We start from the raw sequence: 16,826 nt of genomic DNA, 5'->3' as shown, positions 1-16,826 counted from the left end.
AACATCATGGGCTTGCCGCACGGCTCCTAAAGCTGGTTGAAAGCCAGCGTGACGCGTTGACAGCTCCGATGAGCTGGTGTTTTGTCACCAGCACTGACGACAGTCGCGTCGGGAGAGACCGCTCTGTTGAGGTTCTGCTTGAACTTCAAGGATCGGCGCCGAAGGAGCAACCGCCCCGGAAACTCTCAGGCAAAAGGACCCTCGCGACTGCTACTGCATCTGGAAAGAGACGCTGGCCGGGCGTGATCCCGGGAAGCGTCCGCCGACGGGATAATACTCTCAGGCACAGCGACAGATGGGGCTTCGGTGGCGTTTTTCGGGACTGGTCCCGAGGAACCGCGCGAGGACCCCTGATCCATGGCTGAACCCGTTGCTACTCCTGCCTCTCCTCTCAAGCGAACGCCGCTTTATGCGCTGCATGTCAGCCTCGGCGGCAAGATGGTGCCATTCGCGGGCTATGAGATGCCCGTGCAATACGCGCCCGGTGTACTCAAGGAGCACCTCCATACCCGCGCCGCGGCTGGACTTTTCGACGTGTCCCACATGGGTCAGGTCGCTTTGGTGCCGAAATCCGGCACCGTCGCCGACGCCGCAGCTGCGCTGGAACGGCTGGTGCCGCAGGACATCATCGGCATCCCGCCCGGCCGGCAGCGTTACGCCCAGTTCACCAATGCCGAGGGCGGCATTCTCGATGACCTAATGGTGGCGAATTTCGGCGAGCATCTGGTGCTGGTCGTCAACGCCGCCTGCAAGGACGCCGACATCCAGCTGCTGCGCGACGGACTTTCGGACGTCTGCGACGTGCAGCCGCTCGCCGACCGGGCGCTGCTGGCGTTGCAAGGCCCGAAGGCGGCGTCCGTGCTGGCGAAATTCTTTGCAGACGCCGAGGCCATGCGGTTCATGGATGCGGGACCGCGCAACGTCGACGGGCTCACCTGCTACGTTTCGCGCTCCGGCTATACCGGCGAGGACGGCTACGAAATTTCGGTCCCGGCCGACAAGGCCGAGCAACTCGCCGAAGCGCTGCTGTCCGACAAGGACGTGCTGCCGATCGGGCTCGGAGCCCGCGACAGCCTGCGGCTCGAAGCCGGGCTCTGTCTCTATGGACATGACATCGACACAGCGACGACGCCCGTGGAGGCGGCGCTGGAATGGTCGGTGCAGAAGGTCCGCCGCAGCGGCGGCGCCCGTGCGGGTGGCTTCCCGGGCGCGGGCAAGATCCTGGCGCAGTTCGACAGTGGTGCGGCCTGCCGCCGCGTGGGTCTGAAGCCCGAAGGCCGCGCGCCGGTCCGCGAGGGCGCGACGTTGTTCGCGACGGCCGATTCGGCTGAGCCGATCGGCAAGGTGACCTCCGGCGGTTTCGGTCCGACGCTGAATGCACCGGTCGCGATGGGCTATGTGCCAACCGCTCTCGCCACGCTCGACACCCAGCTGTTCGCCGACGTGCGTGGCCAGCGGCTGCCGCTGCGCGTCGCCGCCACGCCGTTCGTTCCCAACACCTACAAACGTTGACCCCTGCAAAGCGCTGAAGGACGTCCATGACCACGCTCTACACTTCCGACCATGAATGGCTCAGCATCGAGGGCGATGTCGCCACCATCGGCATCACCGATTTCGCGCAGGCCCAGCTCGGCGATGTCGTCTTCGTGGAGCTGCCGCAGGTCGGTCGCGCGCTGAAGAAGACGGAAGCCGCCGCCGTGGTCGAATCGGTCAAGGCCGCCTCCGACGTCTACGCGCCGATCACCGGCGAGGTCGTCGAGGTCAACCAGGCCATCGTCGACGAGCCCGCTTTGGTCAACACCGATGCCGGCGGCAAGGCCTGGTTCTTCAAGCTCAAGATCGCCGACAGAAGCGAGCTCGGCGGCCTGATGGATGAGGCCGCCTACAAGGCGCATACGGCGTGAGACCCCTGCGGGCCACCACACCCGCCGTCATGCCCCGCGCAGGCGGGGCATCCAGTACTCACCAGCGGCAGCGGTCGACCAGAGACGCCTCGGCGTACTGGATCGTCCGCTGCAGCCTGTCCTCGGGCTCGCCGCAGGCGAGACCCGAGGACGGACGATGACACCAACTTTGGATCTTCCAGCGAGGCCCTCATGACCACGCCGCTCAAGCCGCTCGATGATGCCACCACGAGCTTCGCCCGCCGCCATATCGGTCCATCGCCCCGTGATGTCGCGGCGATGCTGGAGACCGTCGGCGTCAGGAGCGTCGCCGAGCTGATGGCGCAGACCCTGCCCGGCACGATTCGCCAGGCCACGCCGCTCACGCTCGAACCGGCGCAGAGCGAGGTCGAGGCGATCGGCCACATGCGGGCGCTGGCCGCACAGAACCAGGTGTTCACCTCGCTGATCGGCCAAGGCTATTCGGGCACCATCATGCCGGCGGTGATCCAGCGCAACATCCTGGAGAACCCGGCCTGGTACACGGCCTATACGCCGTATCAGCCCGAGATCAGCCAGGGCCGGCTGGAGGCGCTGTTCAACTTCCAGACCATGATCTGCGACCTCACCGGGCTCGACGTCGCCAACGCATCGCTGCTCGATGAGGGCACCGCGGCGGCCGAGGCGATGGCGCTCGCCGAGCGTTCGGCGCGGGCCAAGACCAAGGCATTCTTCGTCGACAAGAACGTGCATCCGCAGACGCTGGCCGTGCTGCGCACCCGCGCCGAGCCGCTGGGCTGGCAGCTGATCGTCGGCGATCCGGCCAAGGATCTGGACGGCGTCGAGGTGTTCGGCGGCCTGCTGCAATATCCGGACACGACAGGCGCGCTGCGCGATCCGCGCGCTGCGATCGCCAGGCTGCAGGACAAGGGTGCGCTGGCGATTCTCGCCGCCGACCTGCTGGCGCTGACGGTGATCGCCTCGCCCGGCGAGCTCGGCGCCGACATCGCGATCGGCTCGGCACAGCGCTTCGGCGTGCCGATGGGCTATGGCGGACCGCATGCCGCCTATATGGCAGTGCGCGACGCGCTGAAGCGGTCGCTGCCCGGCCGCATCGTCGGCCTCTCGGTCGATTCGCGCGGTGCGCCCGCCTATCGCCTGGCGCTGCAGACCCGCGAGCAGCACATCCGGCGCGAGAAGGCGACCTCGAACATCTGCACCGCGCAGGTGCTGCTCGCGGTGATCGCCGCGATGTACGCGGTCTATCATGGTCCCGACGGGCTCAAATCGATCGCCCGGACCGTGCATCGCCGAGCTGCGGTGCTGGCAGCCGGGCTACGCAAGCTCGGCCTCGCACCGGCGAGCGACAGCTTCTTCGATACGGTCCTCGTCGAGACCGGCGCCAACTGCGATGAGATCATCGCGCGTGCGGAAAGCCGGCGAATCAATCTCGGACGCGACGGCAGCCGGCTGCGGATCGCGCTCGACGAGACCACGACGGCCGATGTCGTCGAAGCCGTCTGGCGCGCCTTTGGCGGCGAGCTCTCCTACGCGGCCATCGAAGCCGAGGCGCGCGACGCTGTCCCGTCCGAGCTGAAACGGCAGCGGCCGTTCCTGACTCATCCGGTGTTCCACGCGCATCGCTCCGAAACCGAGATGCTGCGCTATCTGCGCAAGCTCGCCGACCGCGACCTCGCGCTCGACCGCGCGATGATTCCGCTCGGTTCCTGCACGATGAAGCTGAATGCGACCACCGAGATGATTCCGCTGACCTGGCCGGAATTCTCCAGCCTGCATCCGTTCGTGCCGCGCGCACAGGCAGCCGGCTATCACACGATGTTCGCCGATCTGCAGGACTGGCTGTGCCGGATCTCCGGCTATGATGCGGTGTCGCTGCAGCCGAATTCGGGCGCGCAGGGCGAATATGCCGGGCTGCTCGCGATCCGCGGCTATCACGCCGCACGCGGCGAGGGTCATCGCACGATCTGCCTGATCCCCTCCTCCGCCCACGGCACCAACCCGGCCTCTGCGCACATGGTCGGCATGGAGGTCGTCGTCGTCGGCTGTGACACCGACGGCAATGTCGATCTTGCCGATCTCAAGGCCAAGGCCGTGCTGCACAGCGCCAAGCTCGCGGCGATCATGATCACCTATCCGTCGACGCACGGCGTGTTCGAGGAGCACATCCGCGACATCTGCGACATCGTCCATGCCCATGGCGGACAGGTCTATCTTGACGGAGCCAACCTGAACGCGCAGGTCGGCCTCTCCAGGCCGGGCGATTACGGCGCCGATGTCAGCCATTTCAACCTGCACAAGACGTTCTGCATTCCGCATGGCGGCGGCGGCCCGGGCATGGGCCCGATCGGCGTCAAGGCGCATCTGGCGCCGTTCCTGCCGGGTCACCCCGCGACCGACAGCGCGACGGCGTCTACCGTCGGACCGGTCTCGGCCGCGCCCTACGGCTCGGCCTCGATCCTGACCATCTCCTACATCTACATGCTGCTGATGGGCGGCGAGGGCCTCACCCGCGCCACCGAAATCGCGATCCTCAACGCCAATTACGTGGCGGCGCGCCTCGATGCGCATTTCCCGGTGCTCTACCGCAACGAACGCGGCCGCGTCGCGCATGAATGCATCATCGATCCGCGCCCGCTCAAGCAGACCTGCGGCGTCACCGTCGACGACATCGCCAAGCGCCTGATCGATTATGGCTTCCATGCGCCGACGATGAGCTTCCCGGTGGCGGGCACCTTGATGATCGAGCCGACCGAGTCGGAATCGAAAGCCGAGCTCGACCGCTTCTGCGATGCCATGATCGCGATCCGCAAGGAGATCGCCGAGGTCGAACAGGGCCGCTTCACCATCGAGGCCTCGCCGCTGCGCCACGCGCCGCACACGGTGCACGACATCGCCGATGACGATTGGAACCGCGCTTATCGCCGCAGCGAGGGCTGCTTCCCCGAGGGCACCTCGCGCACCGACAAATATTGGTGCCCCGTCGGACGCGTCGACAATGTCTATGGCGATCGCAATCTGGTCTGCTCGTGCCCACCGATTGGCGACTACGCACAGGCCGCGGAGTAAGCCTCCTCACGCATGTTCCAAGAGATCGGGCGCCACGGCTCGCGACAATCAATGAGGTCAGGCATGCCAGGATCCGGAGCGACGAGCACCGCATGCCAACGCCAGAGATTGGCGTTGGTTAATTCGGTGCCGCCCCACCAGCGTCGGATCGGATTATGGCTGCTGAAATCGTCCTCGCCGGCGAGGATTGCCTTGCCGAGCGGTGTCAGCGACAGGGTGCTGGCCTTGTAGCGCTCGAGGCTTTCACGGCGGTCGTGTATCTCGACCGAGAATGGCCATTCGGCAAGGCCGGCAATTGCAGGCACCCGTGCCAGTGCCAGACCGTCGAGCAACGTGCCTCCTTCCCAATAGTCATAGACGCGGCGTTGAAAGCGATCCCGATGATGCGGCAACAGATCGAACGGGTGCTGATAGCCGGCTGACAGCAATTCGAGGAGTCTCAGCTCCGATGCTCCAAGGCCCGTCGCAACACCGGGAAGCTCATCGAGCATCTCCTGCACGCAGCGGCGAAGCTGCGGCAACGCACTGAGATCCTGCTTCAACAGATCGGACCAGGCTTGCGGCGTCGGCGCACGAAACGCCTGCCATGCCAGATGACCCAGGTCGAGATGCTCACGTGCAAGCTCGACCCCGGCCATCGTCCGACCAGCGCGTCGCCCGGCCGGGGCATCGAATAGCGGGACATCGACATGCCGCAATACGATCTTCGTCGCGATCTCCGTGTGATCGCGCAGATAGTCCAGGAGCCAGATCAGCACCAACTGGTCGTTCGGACGGGTCCCCATCCACAGCTCGACGCTATCGCAACGGTCGACAAGTTCGAGAAAACTGTGACTTCGGCCGCCGACCGCCATGAAGTCGCCACGCGAGGCGAAATCCAACCAATGCCCCCGCTTCCGTCGCGCGGTGCGCTGGGCGAGATAGGCCGACAAATCGGCGTCGGATGGCAACGGTCCCCACACGAAACGATGGAGAATTGGTACCACCAGATCGGCAAAGCCGCTCCTCCGAAGCGCTCCGGCGCTGGGATCATCAGCCGCTAGAAACAAACGCGTCATGCTGTTGGCTCCGGGACGACCTGATTGGCTCAAGGCGCGAGCAACACGTTCGCGATCGACTCCCGACGCACAGGATTGGCGTCGGAAATCCTGGTGCCGCCGCGCGGATCCGGTCCGCCCGCGCGCACTTTAAGTTAGTCGCGTTGAAGATCTTATCCGGCGCTCAGAAACGGATACTCGCTGCATTCGGGAATGCAGCAGCCGCAGTTTTCGATAGAGCACCACACATCTGCAAACGGGCGCCGGGACGTCGGCAACTCACGTCCACGGCCCCCGCAGCCGTCGTCCCCCTACTCCTCCGCCGGCTCCTCGCCGTCGGCATCGCGCTCGGCGTTGCCGGCCAGGATCTGCTCGGCGATCAGACCGGAGTTCTGGCGGATCGCAGCCTCGATCTTCGCCGTCATATCGGGGTTGGCCTTGAGGAAGGACTTTGAATTCTCGCGCCCCTGCCCGAGCCGCTGGCTGTCATAGGAGAACCAGGCGCCAGACTTCTCGACGATGCCGGCCTTGACGCCGAGATCGAGGATCTCCCCCATCTTCGACACGCCCTCGCCATACATGATGTCGAATTCGACCTGCTTGAACGGCGGCGCCAGCTTGTTCTTGACCACCTTGACGCGGGTGGTGTTGCCGATCACCTCGTCGCGCTCCTTGATCGCGCCGATGCGGCGGATGTCGAGGCGGATCGAGGCGTAGAATTTGAGCGCGTTGCCGCCCGTGGTGGTCTCCGGCGAGCCGTACATCACACCGATCTTCATGCGGATCTGGTTGATGAAGATCACCATGGTGTGGGACTTATTGATCGAGGCCGTGAGCTTGCGCAGCGCCTGGCTCATCAAGCGGGCCTGCAGGCCCGGCAGCGACTCGCCCATCTCGCCCTCGAGCTCGGCCTTCGGCACCAGCGCCGCCACCGAGTCGACCACCAGCACGTCGACCGCCCCCGAGCGCACCAGAGTGTCGCAGATCTCGAGCGCCTGCTCACCCGTATCGGGCTGCGAGATCAGCAGCTCGTCGATGTTGACACCCAGCTTGCGCGCATAGACCGGGTCGAGCGCGTGCTCGGCATCGATGAAGGCGCAGATGCCGCCCTTCTTCTGGGCCTCGGCCACGGTGTGCAATGCCAGGGTCGTCTTGCCCGACGATTCCGGCCCGTAGATCTCGATCACCCGCCCCTTCGGCAGACCGCCGATGCCGAGCGCAATGTCCAGCCCGAGCGAGCCGGTCGACACCGTCTCGACATCCATCGAGCGGTCGTTTTTGCCCAGCTTCATCACCGAGCCCTTGCCGAACTGACGCTCGATCTGGGACAGCGCAGCGGAGAGCGCCTTACTCTTATCCATTGAGGAACCTTCGACGATACGCAGGGCGGTGGCAGACATTGGCGCTCCTTATGGCGGGGATTCGCGGGATGGACAAATGGTTAACGAGACCGGGCAACAATCTTGAGGTGAATGTACCCGATCTGTTCTTTGTTCGCAATATGTTCTTTCTCGCGTTCGGGGGGGCATTCGCAGCTTCGGCTCATAGCGCCCCCCAGAGCCAGGTGCCTGGTCGCTGGACATCCCGTGCCTGAGCCAGACCGCGCGCGCTCGCGCCCAGCAGAACGCACCGGTCCCCGGCGCTAGTAGCGCGCCGCCCGCTGAGGCACAGCCGCCGCGCGGGGGCACGATCGGTGGGTGCTGATCAGGACAAGCCACAGGCTCGGTCCAACATCTCCCCACCGAAGCAGATCCAACGACAATCACAGATTGAGACAGTGGCGGGGAAGCTTGCAGGAGCCGTCCAGTTCTGCTTGGACGGAGACCAGATCACCCGGCCTCCCTTGAAACCACATGACCATCGCCAACCCGACGATCACACTATGGCGCCCGGTGGGCCCGAAGGAACTCGCACTTGTCGAGGCGTCGGGCATGCGTGCGTTTCCGCCGCGGCTGCCGGAGCAGCCGATCTTCTATCCCGTGCTGACCGAGGCCTACGCGGTGAAGATCGCGCGCGACTGGAACGTGCCGGCCAGCGGCAGCGGTATGTCCTGCGCTTCGAGGTGCTGCGCGCTTTCATCGATCGCTACGAGGTGCAAGAGGCCGGCGGACGCGATCATCTCGAGTACTGGATTCCGAGCGAGCACCTTGCTGAGTTCAATGCGGCCATCGTCGGCCCGATCGTGCTCGTCAAAACTTTTCCTTGAAACAACCAACTTCTGCGCGCGTGCGCTGACCGCACCTCCGTGGTTCTCCTGAGAAGAACGAAGTTCCAACCGCTCTTCTGCTTTTGTTCGGCTCGCAACGCGTGCGACAGCTTATTTCTCGTGCAATCCGATCCGTTTCTGCCTGAGCTTCATCGGTCATCCGGTCCATGCGATGCACCCAGCGCCACCGTCAGCTTGTTCCATGGCCGTGATATGATGGTCAGCAGATAAAGCGCCGCAGACCGCAAGGAGCGATCTCTTCCACGCCAGCCGAAAGGATCGCCCCGGGGCGGAACCGCGCGCTGCGCATCACTGACCCGCAAGTAGCTCTGGAGTGGACCGGACAACAAGCATTGTCATAAACTCTTGGTTGCGCTATATGGGTTCGGTTGTCGGACACGAACAGATTTTTGATCAGCCCCGAATTTGTTTGTTGCGATAATAGCTGGCCGATATCAGCACATGATGTACGGTCGCGCTTTGTCACCTCTAGGCGCACGGCCCTGAAACCATCCGCGCCAAAGGGCGAGAGAAAGCCCCGGACCCCGTCCGGGGCTTTCGACGTTTTGGATCGTCCGCCGCCGCGCACGGTGTTGTCATACAGCCGGGCGCAATCCGCGCGGAACTGATCATGCCGTTCGTGCATCATCAGAGAATGAAACGGGATGATGTCATGTGCCTCTGCTGCAGAGCCGGCTTGCAGCGCATCGAACTGCGTTCATACGCGTGCCCACCGGGTGACGTTCGCTGCCCTCTATGCGACGCGCTGCTCGAAACGCTGGATGGTTCGACCGCCGTCGCGTACCGTCTGGCGGTCGCGCCGGAGCGGATCATCGATCGCTGAGACCGGTTGATGGCCCTGAGTGTTTCGGGAAAACGCCTTGGCGGGTGTGATGTCGATCCCCTCTGCGACGAGCGTTGACCTGTCGCAAAGCATGCGCGCACGCCCTGTCATATAGGTGTAACTGTCATTGCCGAACTGCCCCGTCGGGAAGCTACGACGTTGACGCGGAGCCTCGGACCGCGGCGGTCCGAGGCTCACTTGTTTCAGTTCACAGGCCGCCCAAGATCACAGCAGATCTGGGGTGAGGCTCCACCGCGGACACGTCTCCGCTGTGCCGGCGCGGTCGTCATCGACCGTATTTTACCGGAATTGATCCGATTGGGTTTTCCGCATCCATTTACCCTGCGTTCATCAAACCCAGCGGCCTGGGGCGGTCAGGGGTCAACGGTTTTGGCAATGCCGCTCTATTTCTTTCGTATCCGTAACGGCCACTTCTCCGGCGCGTGCGCGACGACAATCAAGGTGAGAACCCAGCGACAATCAGGATGAGAGAGTGCCGGCGGGAGCGGGACGAAGGGAGGGCGTAGCCCGACCGGAGGACCGCTCCCGCCGGCGGCGCGTCCCTTTCAGGCCGTCTGGCGGCCGGGTGTGGTTAGCGCAAGCTGTTGATTCGTCTCGACAAGAGAGGATCGACGGCTTGCCTGGCCTCCACATCACCGACCACCAGATGAGGCTATACATGAGTTACCGATTGACGTTATCGGCCGAGGCCGCGGCGGCCAAAGCCGGGTTTTCGACGGCGAGTGCCTACCGGATCGAGGCCGATCCGCGGCTGCCGTCGCAGAAGCAGGAGCCGCGTGGCCGGCGGCGGCCTGATCCGCTGGCGCCCTATTGGGACGCCGAGATCGAGCCGATCCTGAAGGCCGCACCGGGTATCCGGGCGGTCGGTGTGCTGGAGGAGCTGCGCCGGCGCCATCCCGATCTCAATCCCAACATCCGCCGCACGCTGGAGCGGCGCATCACGGCCTGGCGCGCCTTCAATGGGCCCGAGCAGGACGTCATCTTCCGCCAGGAGCATGAGCCCGGGCGGCTCGGCCTGTCGGACTTCACCGATGCCGGCGTGCTGGGTATCACCATCGCGGGCGTGGCGCTCGACCACCGGCTCTATCACTTCCGGTTGGCGTTCTCCGGCTTCGCGCACGCCCATGTCGTGCTCGGTGGCGAGAGCTTCGTCGCATTGGCCGAAGGCCTGCAGAATGCGCTGTGGGCGCTCGGCGGCGTCCCCAGAGAGCATCGCAGCGACAGCCTGTCGGCAGCGTTCCGCAACCTCACGATCGATGCGCGCGAGGACATCACGCAACGCTACGACGAACTGATGCGGCATTACGGCATGGTGGCGACCCGCAACAATGCCGGCATCGCGCATGAGAACGGTTCGATCGAGAGCCCACATGGCCATCTCAAGAAGACGCTGGAGGACGCGCTGCTTTTGCGGGGGACGCGCGACTTCGCCGACCTCGATGCCTATCGCGCCTTCGTCGACATGGTCGTCGGCCGGCGCAACGCCCATCTCGTCAAGCGGATCGCAATCGAGAAGGAGACGCTGGCGCCACTGCCGAGAGGTCGCAGCAGTGACTTCGAGGAGAAGGTGATCCACGTGACCTCGTCGGGCGGCTTCATCCTGCGCCGCGTGTTCTACACGGTGCCGTCGAAGCTGATCGGTCATCGTCTGCGCGTGCGCATCTACGATGATCGCCTCGAATGCTTCATAGGCACCACGCAGGTCGCGACGCTGCGTCGTGGTCGTCCGGTGTCGGACAAAAAGGGCGGACATGTCGTCGACTATCGGCACGTCATCCACGCCCTGCGGCGCAAGCCGATGGCGCTCGCCAATCTCGTCTATCGCGATCAGCTGTTCCCACGGGCCGCCTATCGACGCGCGTTCGAGACTCTGCAGGAACGATATGACGATCGTCATGCCTGCAAGGTGACGGTCGAGCTTCTCGCCCTCGCTCACGAGCGGGCCTGCGAGGCAGAGCTTGCCGAGATCGTCGCCAGAGATCTCGATGCGGGACGGCTGCCTGACCTTGCCGCGTTGCGCATCCGCTTTCGCCCGGAGCAGGCCGCGATCCCGCACGTCGCCGTCGAGCTCGCACCGCTCGCCGCCTACGACGAACTGGCGTCCATCGGCTTCGTGCCGGCAACCTCGAATACGGGAGATGCAGCATGACCAGCACGACCACATCCATCGATGCCGCGCGTGTCGAACTCCTTCTCACAGAGTTGCGCTTGCCGAGCGTCAAGGCGATCTGGCCAAAGCTCGCCGCGCAATCTGACAAGGAAGGCTGGCCCGCGGCGCGCTTCCTCGCCACGCTCGCCGAACACGAGGTGGCCGATCGTGGCCGTCGCCGCATCGAGCGGCACATGACGGAGGCACGCCTGCCTGCGGGCAAGACGCTCGCGACATTCGACTTCGAGAGCGTGCCGACGCTGTCCAAGGCGCAGGTGATGGCACTCGCCGCAGGTGACGTCTGGCTCGAGACCGGGGCCAATCTGTTGCTGTTCGGTCCGCCCGGCGGCGGCAAGAGCCATCTCAGCGCGGCGATCGGGCTTGCCCTCGTCGAGAACGGCTGGCGCGTCCTGTTCACGCGCACGACGGACCTCGTGCAGCAGCTGCAGGTGGCGCGGCGTGAACTGGCTCTGGAATCCGCGATCGCCAAGCTTGATCGCTATGACCTGCTGATCCTCGACGACATCACCTACGTCTCCAAGGATCAGGCCGAGACCAGCGTGCTGTTCGAGCTGATAGCCACCCGCTACGAGCGGCGCTCGCTCCTGATCACCGCCAACCAGCCGTTCGGCGAGTGGGGCCGCATCTTCCCCGATCAGGCCATGACGCTCGCCGCCGTCGACCGCCTCGTCCACCACGCCACGATCATCGAGATGAACGTCGAGAGCTACCGCCGCAAGGCCGCCCTCGGCCGCAAGCGCGGCGCCAGCCGGCCACCAGTCCATGCTACGCCGAAGGAGGTTCAAAGCTCCGCTGATTGACGCTGCCGCACCGCTGATTGTCGCCCAGCGTCAATCAGCACTTGCCAAGCCGGACGTCCGCGACAATGATCCCAGGATCCCGGCCCCAATCTTCTCATCCAGATTGACGCCCAGTTCTCATCCTGATCGTCGCGCTACAGGCGCGTCCGAGTATGGCACCGAATGTGCCGATCGTAATGCAGCCTGGAAAGAGATGACCACTGTCTGCGCCGACATGGCGAGCAGCATCTCGCGAAAACTTGCCGAAAACTCCGAATGGCAGATGGAGCTGCTCGACGAAGCGAGGCAGCCCGTGTTCCGGATCAGGATCGTCGCGGAATCCCTCGATCAGGCGTGACGGCGGTCATTCACATCTCAAAGGTAGAAACAGCAATATAGATTCAATCATTGCCTGCCGTGAACGTACGACGACCGGCCATTTCTTCGTGAGACTTTGATTCAGATCAAAATGTCTGTTCCCGTCCTGGCAGACATTTAAATTTGTATGGGTAATCTGATCTTCAAATGTCCGCGAACCGGGATGAACGTGCAGCATTGGCTGGAAGAGCCGAAGCCGGGCGACCCGGCCTGCGCGTATGAAACGGTGGTCTGCAAGGCCTGTACCCGGCTTCACTTCATCAATCGCGACACGCGCAAACTGCTGGGCGAAAAGGAATGATCGCCTCCAGCGGCTCAGTCCGCGCTCGGCAGGCGCCGCATCGTAAACTCGATGGCCCCGTCGGGCAGCTCGCGCCAGCTTTCGACGGCGCTCATATAGCCCGCCTTCGGATATCGGGTGAGATAGTCGCGAGCCTTGGCGCGTGCTTCCTCGCGCGGCAACTTGAACGTGTCACGGACATAGCCGTCGCCCTTACGGCGCCGGGCCGCCATCCGGCTGGCAATGTCACGCGGACGCAATCCCATCGACGAACTCCAGCGCGTTGCCCCCCGTCAATATAGACGAGGCCGCGCGGAATCCGAGTCCAGCATGCTGCCACCCGAGCCTATCGCCGATCTTGCCTGGACGGCACGGGCGGCCGGGTGCCGGCAGCGCTCAGTTGGTCGTGGGGTTCGCCTTGGGCTTCTTGGCAGCCGTGGTCTTCACGGCCGGCGCCGCTTTCGGCTGTTCCACGGCGCGAACATTGCCCCATGGGTCAGCGGAGGTCTTGGCGTCGGGGATCTTGCGCATCGTGTCCTTGTAGGCCTTCTCGCGCGCCGCCTCAGCTTCCTTCTCCTCAGGGGTCTTGGAGGGACCGTCAGCGAGAAGATTGATGTTCGGCATCTGCGCCATGGCCGGGACAGCCCAGCCAGCAGCCACGGCGAGCGCCATCGTCACGATCAGCTTCTTCATTGGTTACTCCCGATAGTGGCGGGCCTTATACCATCGCTTCGCCATGCGCCAAGTCTTTCGCCCTGCGCCAAGTCCAAGGGCCGAGTCCAAGGACCAAGTCCAAGGGCCAACTCCATGCATCACGACATTGGCTCGCTCATCAATTGCCACGCCGCCACGCCGCCGCCGGGCATCCACTGCCGGCTGTCATCGGCCCGCCATCCATCATAGGATTCGAACTCCGGCCTTTTCAAGCCGCCAGCCTGCGGCAATCGGTCGGCCGCCCGCCCGATCAAGGCTGGCGAAATGACACGACATGGGAGGCTCCGTACGTGCCGACTGACGCCCTGAACTTCACCCTCGATGAGGCGCGCCAAATCCTGGGCGACGTGTTCGCGCCCTGGATCAAGGATCTTGCCTTGACCGTGGAGGACATTGCGCCGACGCCGCAGGGCGAGCCCGGCGCCATTCTGCGCATGCCGTTCTCGTCACGTCTGTGCCGGGACAATGGCGTCGTCTGCGGACAGGCGCTGATGGCCTTCGCCGACACTGCGATGGTGATCGCAATGGTCACGGCGAATAGCGGCTACCGGCCGATGACCACGGTCGACCAGACAACGCATTTCATGCGCGCAGTCGCCTCCTCCGATGTGCTCGCCGATGCACGCGTTGTCCGGCTCGGCCGCACCATGAGCTTCGGCCGTGTCACGCTGACGAGCGCCACTGACGGCAAACCTGTCGCGATGGTGTCGAGCGCATTCGCGATGCTCTGATCCGGGAAGCTACGGGCGTTAACGAAAGATGAAGACGGCACCCCGGTCTTCGCAACCCGCATTTATCTCGATGAAACCCGGCCCTGGTTTATTTTACGCGCATTTGAAGCGAAAGGCGGCGCCAAGCGGCATCGGGTTACGGCCATGAGCGACACAGACGAGAAACGGATCGCACCCCGGCATCGGGTGCTGAAACAAGGCAGGCTGGCATTCGACGGCGGCGGCGCCGTCGATTGCATGGTCCGCAACATGTCGGATACAGGCGCACGCGTCGAGGTCGTCAATCCGGTCGGCCTGCCAGGAGCGTTCACCCTGGTGATCCCAGTCGATAAGTTCACGCGGCGCTGCCACGCGGTGTGGAGCCACGACAAGCGGATCGGCGTCGCATTCGACTGATCGCGCGCGGCGAAGCTGGACTTCGATCATGATGTGTTCGGAGAACCGGTTTCCATCTTTCCGGATCATGCTCGAGCTAGGTGCGCCGGCGACGTCCATGCCAATGCCACCATGCCGGCAGCAGCGCAGCCAGGACGAAGCCCGCCATCATCGCGCTGCCGATCAGCCTCCCGCCCGGCCTGTCGATGGTGCGAGACCATAATGAGGGCGACTCGCCGGCCCGCGCCAGCCGAAACGCCACGACGCCGTCGCCGAGCGTCGTGCCCGCCTCGGAATGGCCGCCGGCAGCAATCACCACATATTGTTCTCCGTTCCACTGGTAGGTCATTGGATTGGCGACCCCAGGGGCCGGCAGCCGCCCCTGCCACAGCTCCTCGCCCGAGCCCGCGTCGAAGGCGCGCAGATACGCATCCATAGCGCCCGTGAAGACGAGCCCCCCGGCGGTGACGACGAGGCCGTTCACCAGCGGCGTGCCCCACCTGAAGGCCAGCCCGAGTGGCGCGCGGTCTTCCGTGGTGCCGACCGTCGATCGCCAAAGCACCTTGCCCGCCCTGAGGTCGAGCGCGACCATCTCCCCCCAGGGCGGCCGGTTGCACAACACGCCGAGCTTGGACATCGCGATCGCCCGCGTCACTGCGAATGGCGCGCCGCGCTGCAGACCCAGTTCGATCCCCGGCTGTGATCGCATGCGGTCGGCCTGGTCACGCGGGATCAGCCTGACGATGTGAATGGCCCGACTGACATTGGCGTAAAGGATCTGGCGGACGGGATCGAACGCCGCGCCACCCCAATTCACGCCGCCGCCGGTCATCGGATAGATCAACGTGCCTTGCGTGGTTGGCGGCGTGTAGAGGCCATCATTCCGTAACGGCGCGAGCTGATCCTCGCAGGAGGAATCGACGAAGCGCGGCACTACCCGGAAGATGTCCTCCGATGTGAAACGCTGCTCGAGGAGCGGCGGCAGATGGGTCGGGAATGGCTGCGTCGGCGACAGCCGTTCGCCATCGACAGCGACCTGCGGCACCGCACGCTCTTCCACCGGCCAGATCGGTGCCCCCGTGTCGCGATCGAGCACGAACACAAAACCCTGCTTGGTGGGCTGCATCACGACGTCGCGCGCGCCCTGCCCGGTCTCGAGTCTCGCCAGCGTCGGTTGCGCCGGCAAATCGTAGTCCCAGACGTCGTGATGCGTGGTCTGAAAGGACCAGACGAGCGCGCCGGTGTCGATCCGCAGCGCGACGACGGAGTCGGAGTGGTGATTGTCGCCGGGACGCGCACCACCGAAGAAATCCGGGCTTGGCGAGGACGTCGGCAGGAACACGAGGCCCCGTTCGTCATCGACCGACATCGGCGCCCACACATTGGCGTGCCCGGCCGCGATGCCGTCATGGATCAACGGATCGAAGCTCCATCGCAACGCGCCGGTGCGCGCATCGAAGCCACGCACCGTGCCCGCGGGCGCCGCGACCCGCTGATTGTCGGCGATCGACGAGCCGACCACGACCATATTGCGGCCGACCACCGGCGCCGAGGTGATCTGATGCTCGCCCGGCCAGAGCAGGTCCGTCCCAAGGTCGATGCGCACCTCTCCGCCGACGCCGAAGCCCGCGCAGGGCCGCCCCGTCCGGGCGTCCAGCGCAATCAGCCGCGCGTCGACCGTGCCCATGAACAGCCTGCTGCGGCAGACCGCGTCAGCCGGCGCCTGCGCATCGACCCAGTGAGCGACGCCTCGGCAGGCATATCGATTGGCCGGCCTGAGATCATTCGCGAGCTTCGGATCGAAGCGCCATTTCTCCACGCCCGTGCCAGGATCGAGCGCGATCACCTCGTTGAACGGCGAGCAGAACACCAGGCTGTCGTCAATCAGCAGCGGCGTCGCCTCGAATTTGGTGCGCAGGGCCGCTGCAGGCGGCCGGACCGTGCTGTCGCCGGTGTGGTAGTCCCAGGCCCGCACCAGATTGTCGACATTGGCCGGCGTGATCTGCGCCAGCGGCGAGAACCGCGTGCCGCCAGCATCGCCGCCCCATTGCGGCCACGCACCCGTGGAGGCAACCGCCGCCTGCGCCAAAAGGCCCTGCGCCACGATGACAACAATTGTGATCGCATCCCGACGTAACGCCATGTCTTTTCCCTTGTCGCGTCTTTTCCCTTGTCGAGAACAACGCCTCGAGCGGCGCGCAGCACGATGATGCTGGCGGCAAGCCGGGCGTCCACGCCAATGGGACGGGTGGCGGAGCCTGCGGGACGAGCGGAATCATTGCGGGATGGCTGGCAGATCCACCGGGATCGCTGGACGAGGC

At 64.8% G+C, this 16,826-nt stretch carries 15 protein-coding genes, 1 pseudogene and 1 riboswitch; of the genes and pseudogenes, 11 read left to right on the top strand and 5 right to left on the bottom strand.

Going from position 1 to position 16,826, the window contains the following annotated elements; translation table 11 throughout:
- Window positions 1-99: 99 nt before the first annotated feature.
- A riboswitch (glycine riboswitch) is annotated at window positions 100-211 on the top strand.
- A 146-nt stretch (window positions 212-357) separates the two neighbouring features.
- The 3 genes from gcvT to gcvP all read left to right on the top strand — a co-directional run bounded on the left by gcvT (window position 358) and on the right by gcvP (window position 4,970).
- On the top strand, window positions 358-1,512 hold the full coding sequence (gcvT, locus tag ACVIJ6_RS23530) for a glycine cleavage system aminomethyltransferase GcvT (RefSeq protein WP_456774642.1): 1,155 nt from the start codon (window positions 358-360) through the stop codon (window positions 1,510-1,512).
- A 26-nt stretch (window positions 1,513-1,538) separates the two neighbouring features.
- Window positions 1,539-1,904 carry a glycine cleavage system protein GcvH gene (gene gcvH / locus ACVIJ6_RS23525; RefSeq protein ID WP_284420635.1) on the top strand — a complete coding sequence of 122 codons (366 nt, stop codon included), beginning with the start codon at window positions 1,539-1,541 and terminating at the stop codon, window positions 1,902-1,904.
- A gap of 192 nt (window positions 1,905-2,096) precedes the next feature.
- Complete coding sequence (gene gcvP / locus ACVIJ6_RS23520) at window positions 2,097-4,970, top strand: aminomethyl-transferring glycine dehydrogenase (protein WP_456774641.1); 2,874 nt, start codon at window positions 2,097-2,099, stop codon at window positions 4,968-4,970.
- Here the strand turns inward: gcvP and ACVIJ6_RS23515 are convergent.
- Both ACVIJ6_RS23515 and recA read right to left on the bottom strand, forming a co-directional pair.
- Window positions 4,949-6,028, bottom strand: a complete 1,080-nt coding sequence (locus ACVIJ6_RS23515; protein ID WP_456774640.1) for a DUF1835 domain-containing protein — start codon at window positions 6,026-6,028, stop codon at window positions 4,949-4,951. The two genes, gcvP and ACVIJ6_RS23515, sit on opposite strands and share 22 nt — an antisense overlap.
- A 290-nt stretch (window positions 6,029-6,318) precedes the next feature.
- The gene (recA, locus tag ACVIJ6_RS23510; protein WP_012045380.1) at window positions 6,319-7,407 is read right to left on the bottom strand and encodes a recombinase RecA; all 1,089 of its coding nucleotides are present in this window, start codon (window positions 7,405-7,407) and stop codon (window positions 6,319-6,321) included.
- Window positions 7,408-7,860: 453 nt separating this feature from the next.
- Here recA and ACVIJ6_RS23505 point away from each other — a divergent pair.
- The 6 genes and pseudogenes from ACVIJ6_RS23505 (at window position 7,861) to ACVIJ6_RS23480 (ending at window position 12,706) form a co-directional block, all read left to right on the top strand.
- A pseudogene (locus tag ACVIJ6_RS23505) lies at window positions 7,861-8,213 on the top strand (ADP-ribosylation/crystallin J1).
- A 631-nt stretch (window positions 8,214-8,844) separates the two neighbouring features.
- The gene (locus ACVIJ6_RS23500) at window positions 8,845-9,057 is read left to right on the top strand and encodes a hypothetical protein (RefSeq protein WP_456774639.1); all 213 of its coding nucleotides are present in this window, start codon (window positions 8,845-8,847) and stop codon (window positions 9,055-9,057) included.
- A 637-nt stretch (window positions 9,058-9,694) separates the two neighbouring features.
- A complete protein-coding gene (gene istA / locus ACVIJ6_RS23495; protein WP_456771791.1) occupies window positions 9,695-11,227 on the top strand; it encodes an IS21 family transposase in 1,533 nt (510 codons plus the stop codon).
- On the top strand, window positions 11,224-12,048 hold the full coding sequence (gene istB, locus ACVIJ6_RS23490; RefSeq protein ID WP_456771792.1) for an IS21-like element helper ATPase IstB: 825 nt from the start codon (window positions 11,224-11,226) through the stop codon (window positions 12,046-12,048). The genes istA and istB overlap by 4 nt, the downstream gene beginning before the upstream one ends.
- A 103-nt stretch (window positions 12,049-12,151) precedes the next feature.
- Window positions 12,152-12,385, top strand: a complete 234-nt coding sequence (locus tag ACVIJ6_RS23485) for a DUF6894 family protein (RefSeq protein ID WP_456777065.1) — start codon at window positions 12,152-12,154, stop codon at window positions 12,383-12,385.
- Between the two features lie 183 nt (window positions 12,386-12,568).
- Window positions 12,569-12,706 carry a hypothetical protein gene (locus tag ACVIJ6_RS23480; RefSeq protein ID WP_172238317.1) on the top strand — a complete coding sequence of 46 codons (138 nt, stop codon included), beginning with the start codon at window positions 12,569-12,571 and terminating at the stop codon, window positions 12,704-12,706.
- Between the two features lie 14 nt (window positions 12,707-12,720).
- On the opposite strand, the gene ACVIJ6_RS23475 is transcribed toward ACVIJ6_RS23480, so the two are convergent.
- Together ACVIJ6_RS23475 and ACVIJ6_RS23470 are read right to left on the bottom strand one after the other, a co-directional pair.
- Window positions 12,721-12,951, bottom strand: a complete 231-nt coding sequence (locus tag ACVIJ6_RS23475; protein WP_172238500.1) for a hypothetical protein — start codon at window positions 12,949-12,951, stop codon at window positions 12,721-12,723.
- 130 nt (window positions 12,952-13,081) lie between these two features.
- A complete protein-coding gene (locus ACVIJ6_RS23470) occupies window positions 13,082-13,378 on the bottom strand; it encodes a hypothetical protein (RefSeq protein WP_456774638.1) in 297 nt (98 codons plus the stop codon).
- Between the two features lie 311 nt (window positions 13,379-13,689).
- Here ACVIJ6_RS23470 and ACVIJ6_RS23465 point away from each other — a divergent pair, with 311 nt between their 5' ends.
- Both ACVIJ6_RS23465 and ACVIJ6_RS23460 read left to right on the top strand, forming a co-directional pair.
- Window positions 13,690-14,130: a PaaI family thioesterase gene (locus tag ACVIJ6_RS23465; RefSeq protein WP_456774637.1), complete on the top strand. Its 441-nt coding sequence runs from the start codon at window positions 13,690-13,692 to the stop codon at window positions 14,128-14,130.
- 144 nt (window positions 14,131-14,274) lie between these two features.
- Window positions 14,275-14,526 (top strand): PilZ domain-containing protein, encoded by a 252-nt coding sequence (locus ACVIJ6_RS23460; RefSeq protein ID WP_456774636.1) that lies wholly within the window; start codon window positions 14,275-14,277, stop codon window positions 14,524-14,526.
- Between the two features lie 76 nt (window positions 14,527-14,602).
- Here the strand turns inward: ACVIJ6_RS23460 and ACVIJ6_RS23455 are convergent, their stop codons facing one another.
- Window positions 14,603-16,648 (bottom strand): pyrroloquinoline quinone-dependent dehydrogenase, encoded by a 2,046-nt coding sequence (locus tag ACVIJ6_RS23455; RefSeq protein ID WP_456774635.1) that lies wholly within the window; start codon window positions 16,646-16,648, stop codon window positions 14,603-14,605.
- Window positions 16,649-16,826 lie beyond the last annotated feature (178 nt).

The sequence above is a fragment of the Bradyrhizobium sp. USDA 4369 genome, assembly GCF_054056435.1.
This window is presented reverse-complemented; position numbering and strand designations above follow the sequence as displayed.

Excerpts from the sequence above, each read along its gene's own strand:
- gcvP (WP_456774641.1), top strand. The coding sequence starts at position 2,097 with ATGACCACGCCGCTCAAGCCGCTCGATGATGCCACCACGAGCTTCGCC.
- recA (WP_012045380.1), bottom strand. The coding sequence starts at position 7,407 with ATGTCTGCCACCGCCCTGCGTATCGTCGAAGGTTCCTCAATGGATAAG.
- ACVIJ6_RS23480 (WP_172238317.1), top strand. The coding sequence starts at position 12,569 with ATGAACGTGCAGCATTGGCTGGAAGAGCCGAAGCCGGGCGACCCGGCC.
- gcvH (WP_284420635.1), top strand. The coding sequence starts at position 1,539 with ATGACCACGCTCTACACTTCCGACCATGAATGGCTCAGCATCGAGGGC.
- ACVIJ6_RS23475 (WP_172238500.1), bottom strand. The coding sequence starts at position 12,951 with ATGGGATTGCGTCCGCGTGACATTGCCAGCCGGATGGCGGCCCGGCGC.
- ACVIJ6_RS23515 (WP_456774640.1), bottom strand. The coding sequence starts at position 6,028 with ATGACGCGTTTGTTTCTAGCGGCTGATGATCCCAGCGCCGGAGCGCTT.
- istB (WP_456771792.1), top strand. The coding sequence starts at position 11,224 with ATGACCAGCACGACCACATCCATCGATGCCGCGCGTGTCGAACTCCTT.
- ACVIJ6_RS23455 (WP_456774635.1), bottom strand. The coding sequence starts at position 16,648 with ATGGCGTTACGTCGGGATGCGATCACAATTGTTGTCATCGTGGCGCAG.
- ACVIJ6_RS23460 (WP_456774636.1), top strand. The coding sequence starts at position 14,275 with ATGAGCGACACAGACGAGAAACGGATCGCACCCCGGCATCGGGTGCTG.
- ACVIJ6_RS23500 (WP_456774639.1), top strand. The coding sequence starts at position 8,845 with ATGCCGTTCGTGCATCATCAGAGAATGAAACGGGATGATGTCATGTGC.
- gcvT (WP_456774642.1), top strand. The coding sequence starts at position 358 with ATGGCTGAACCCGTTGCTACTCCTGCCTCTCCTCTCAAGCGAACGCCG.
- ACVIJ6_RS23470 (WP_456774638.1), bottom strand. The coding sequence starts at position 13,378 with ATGAAGAAGCTGATCGTGACGATGGCGCTCGCCGTGGCTGCTGGCTGG.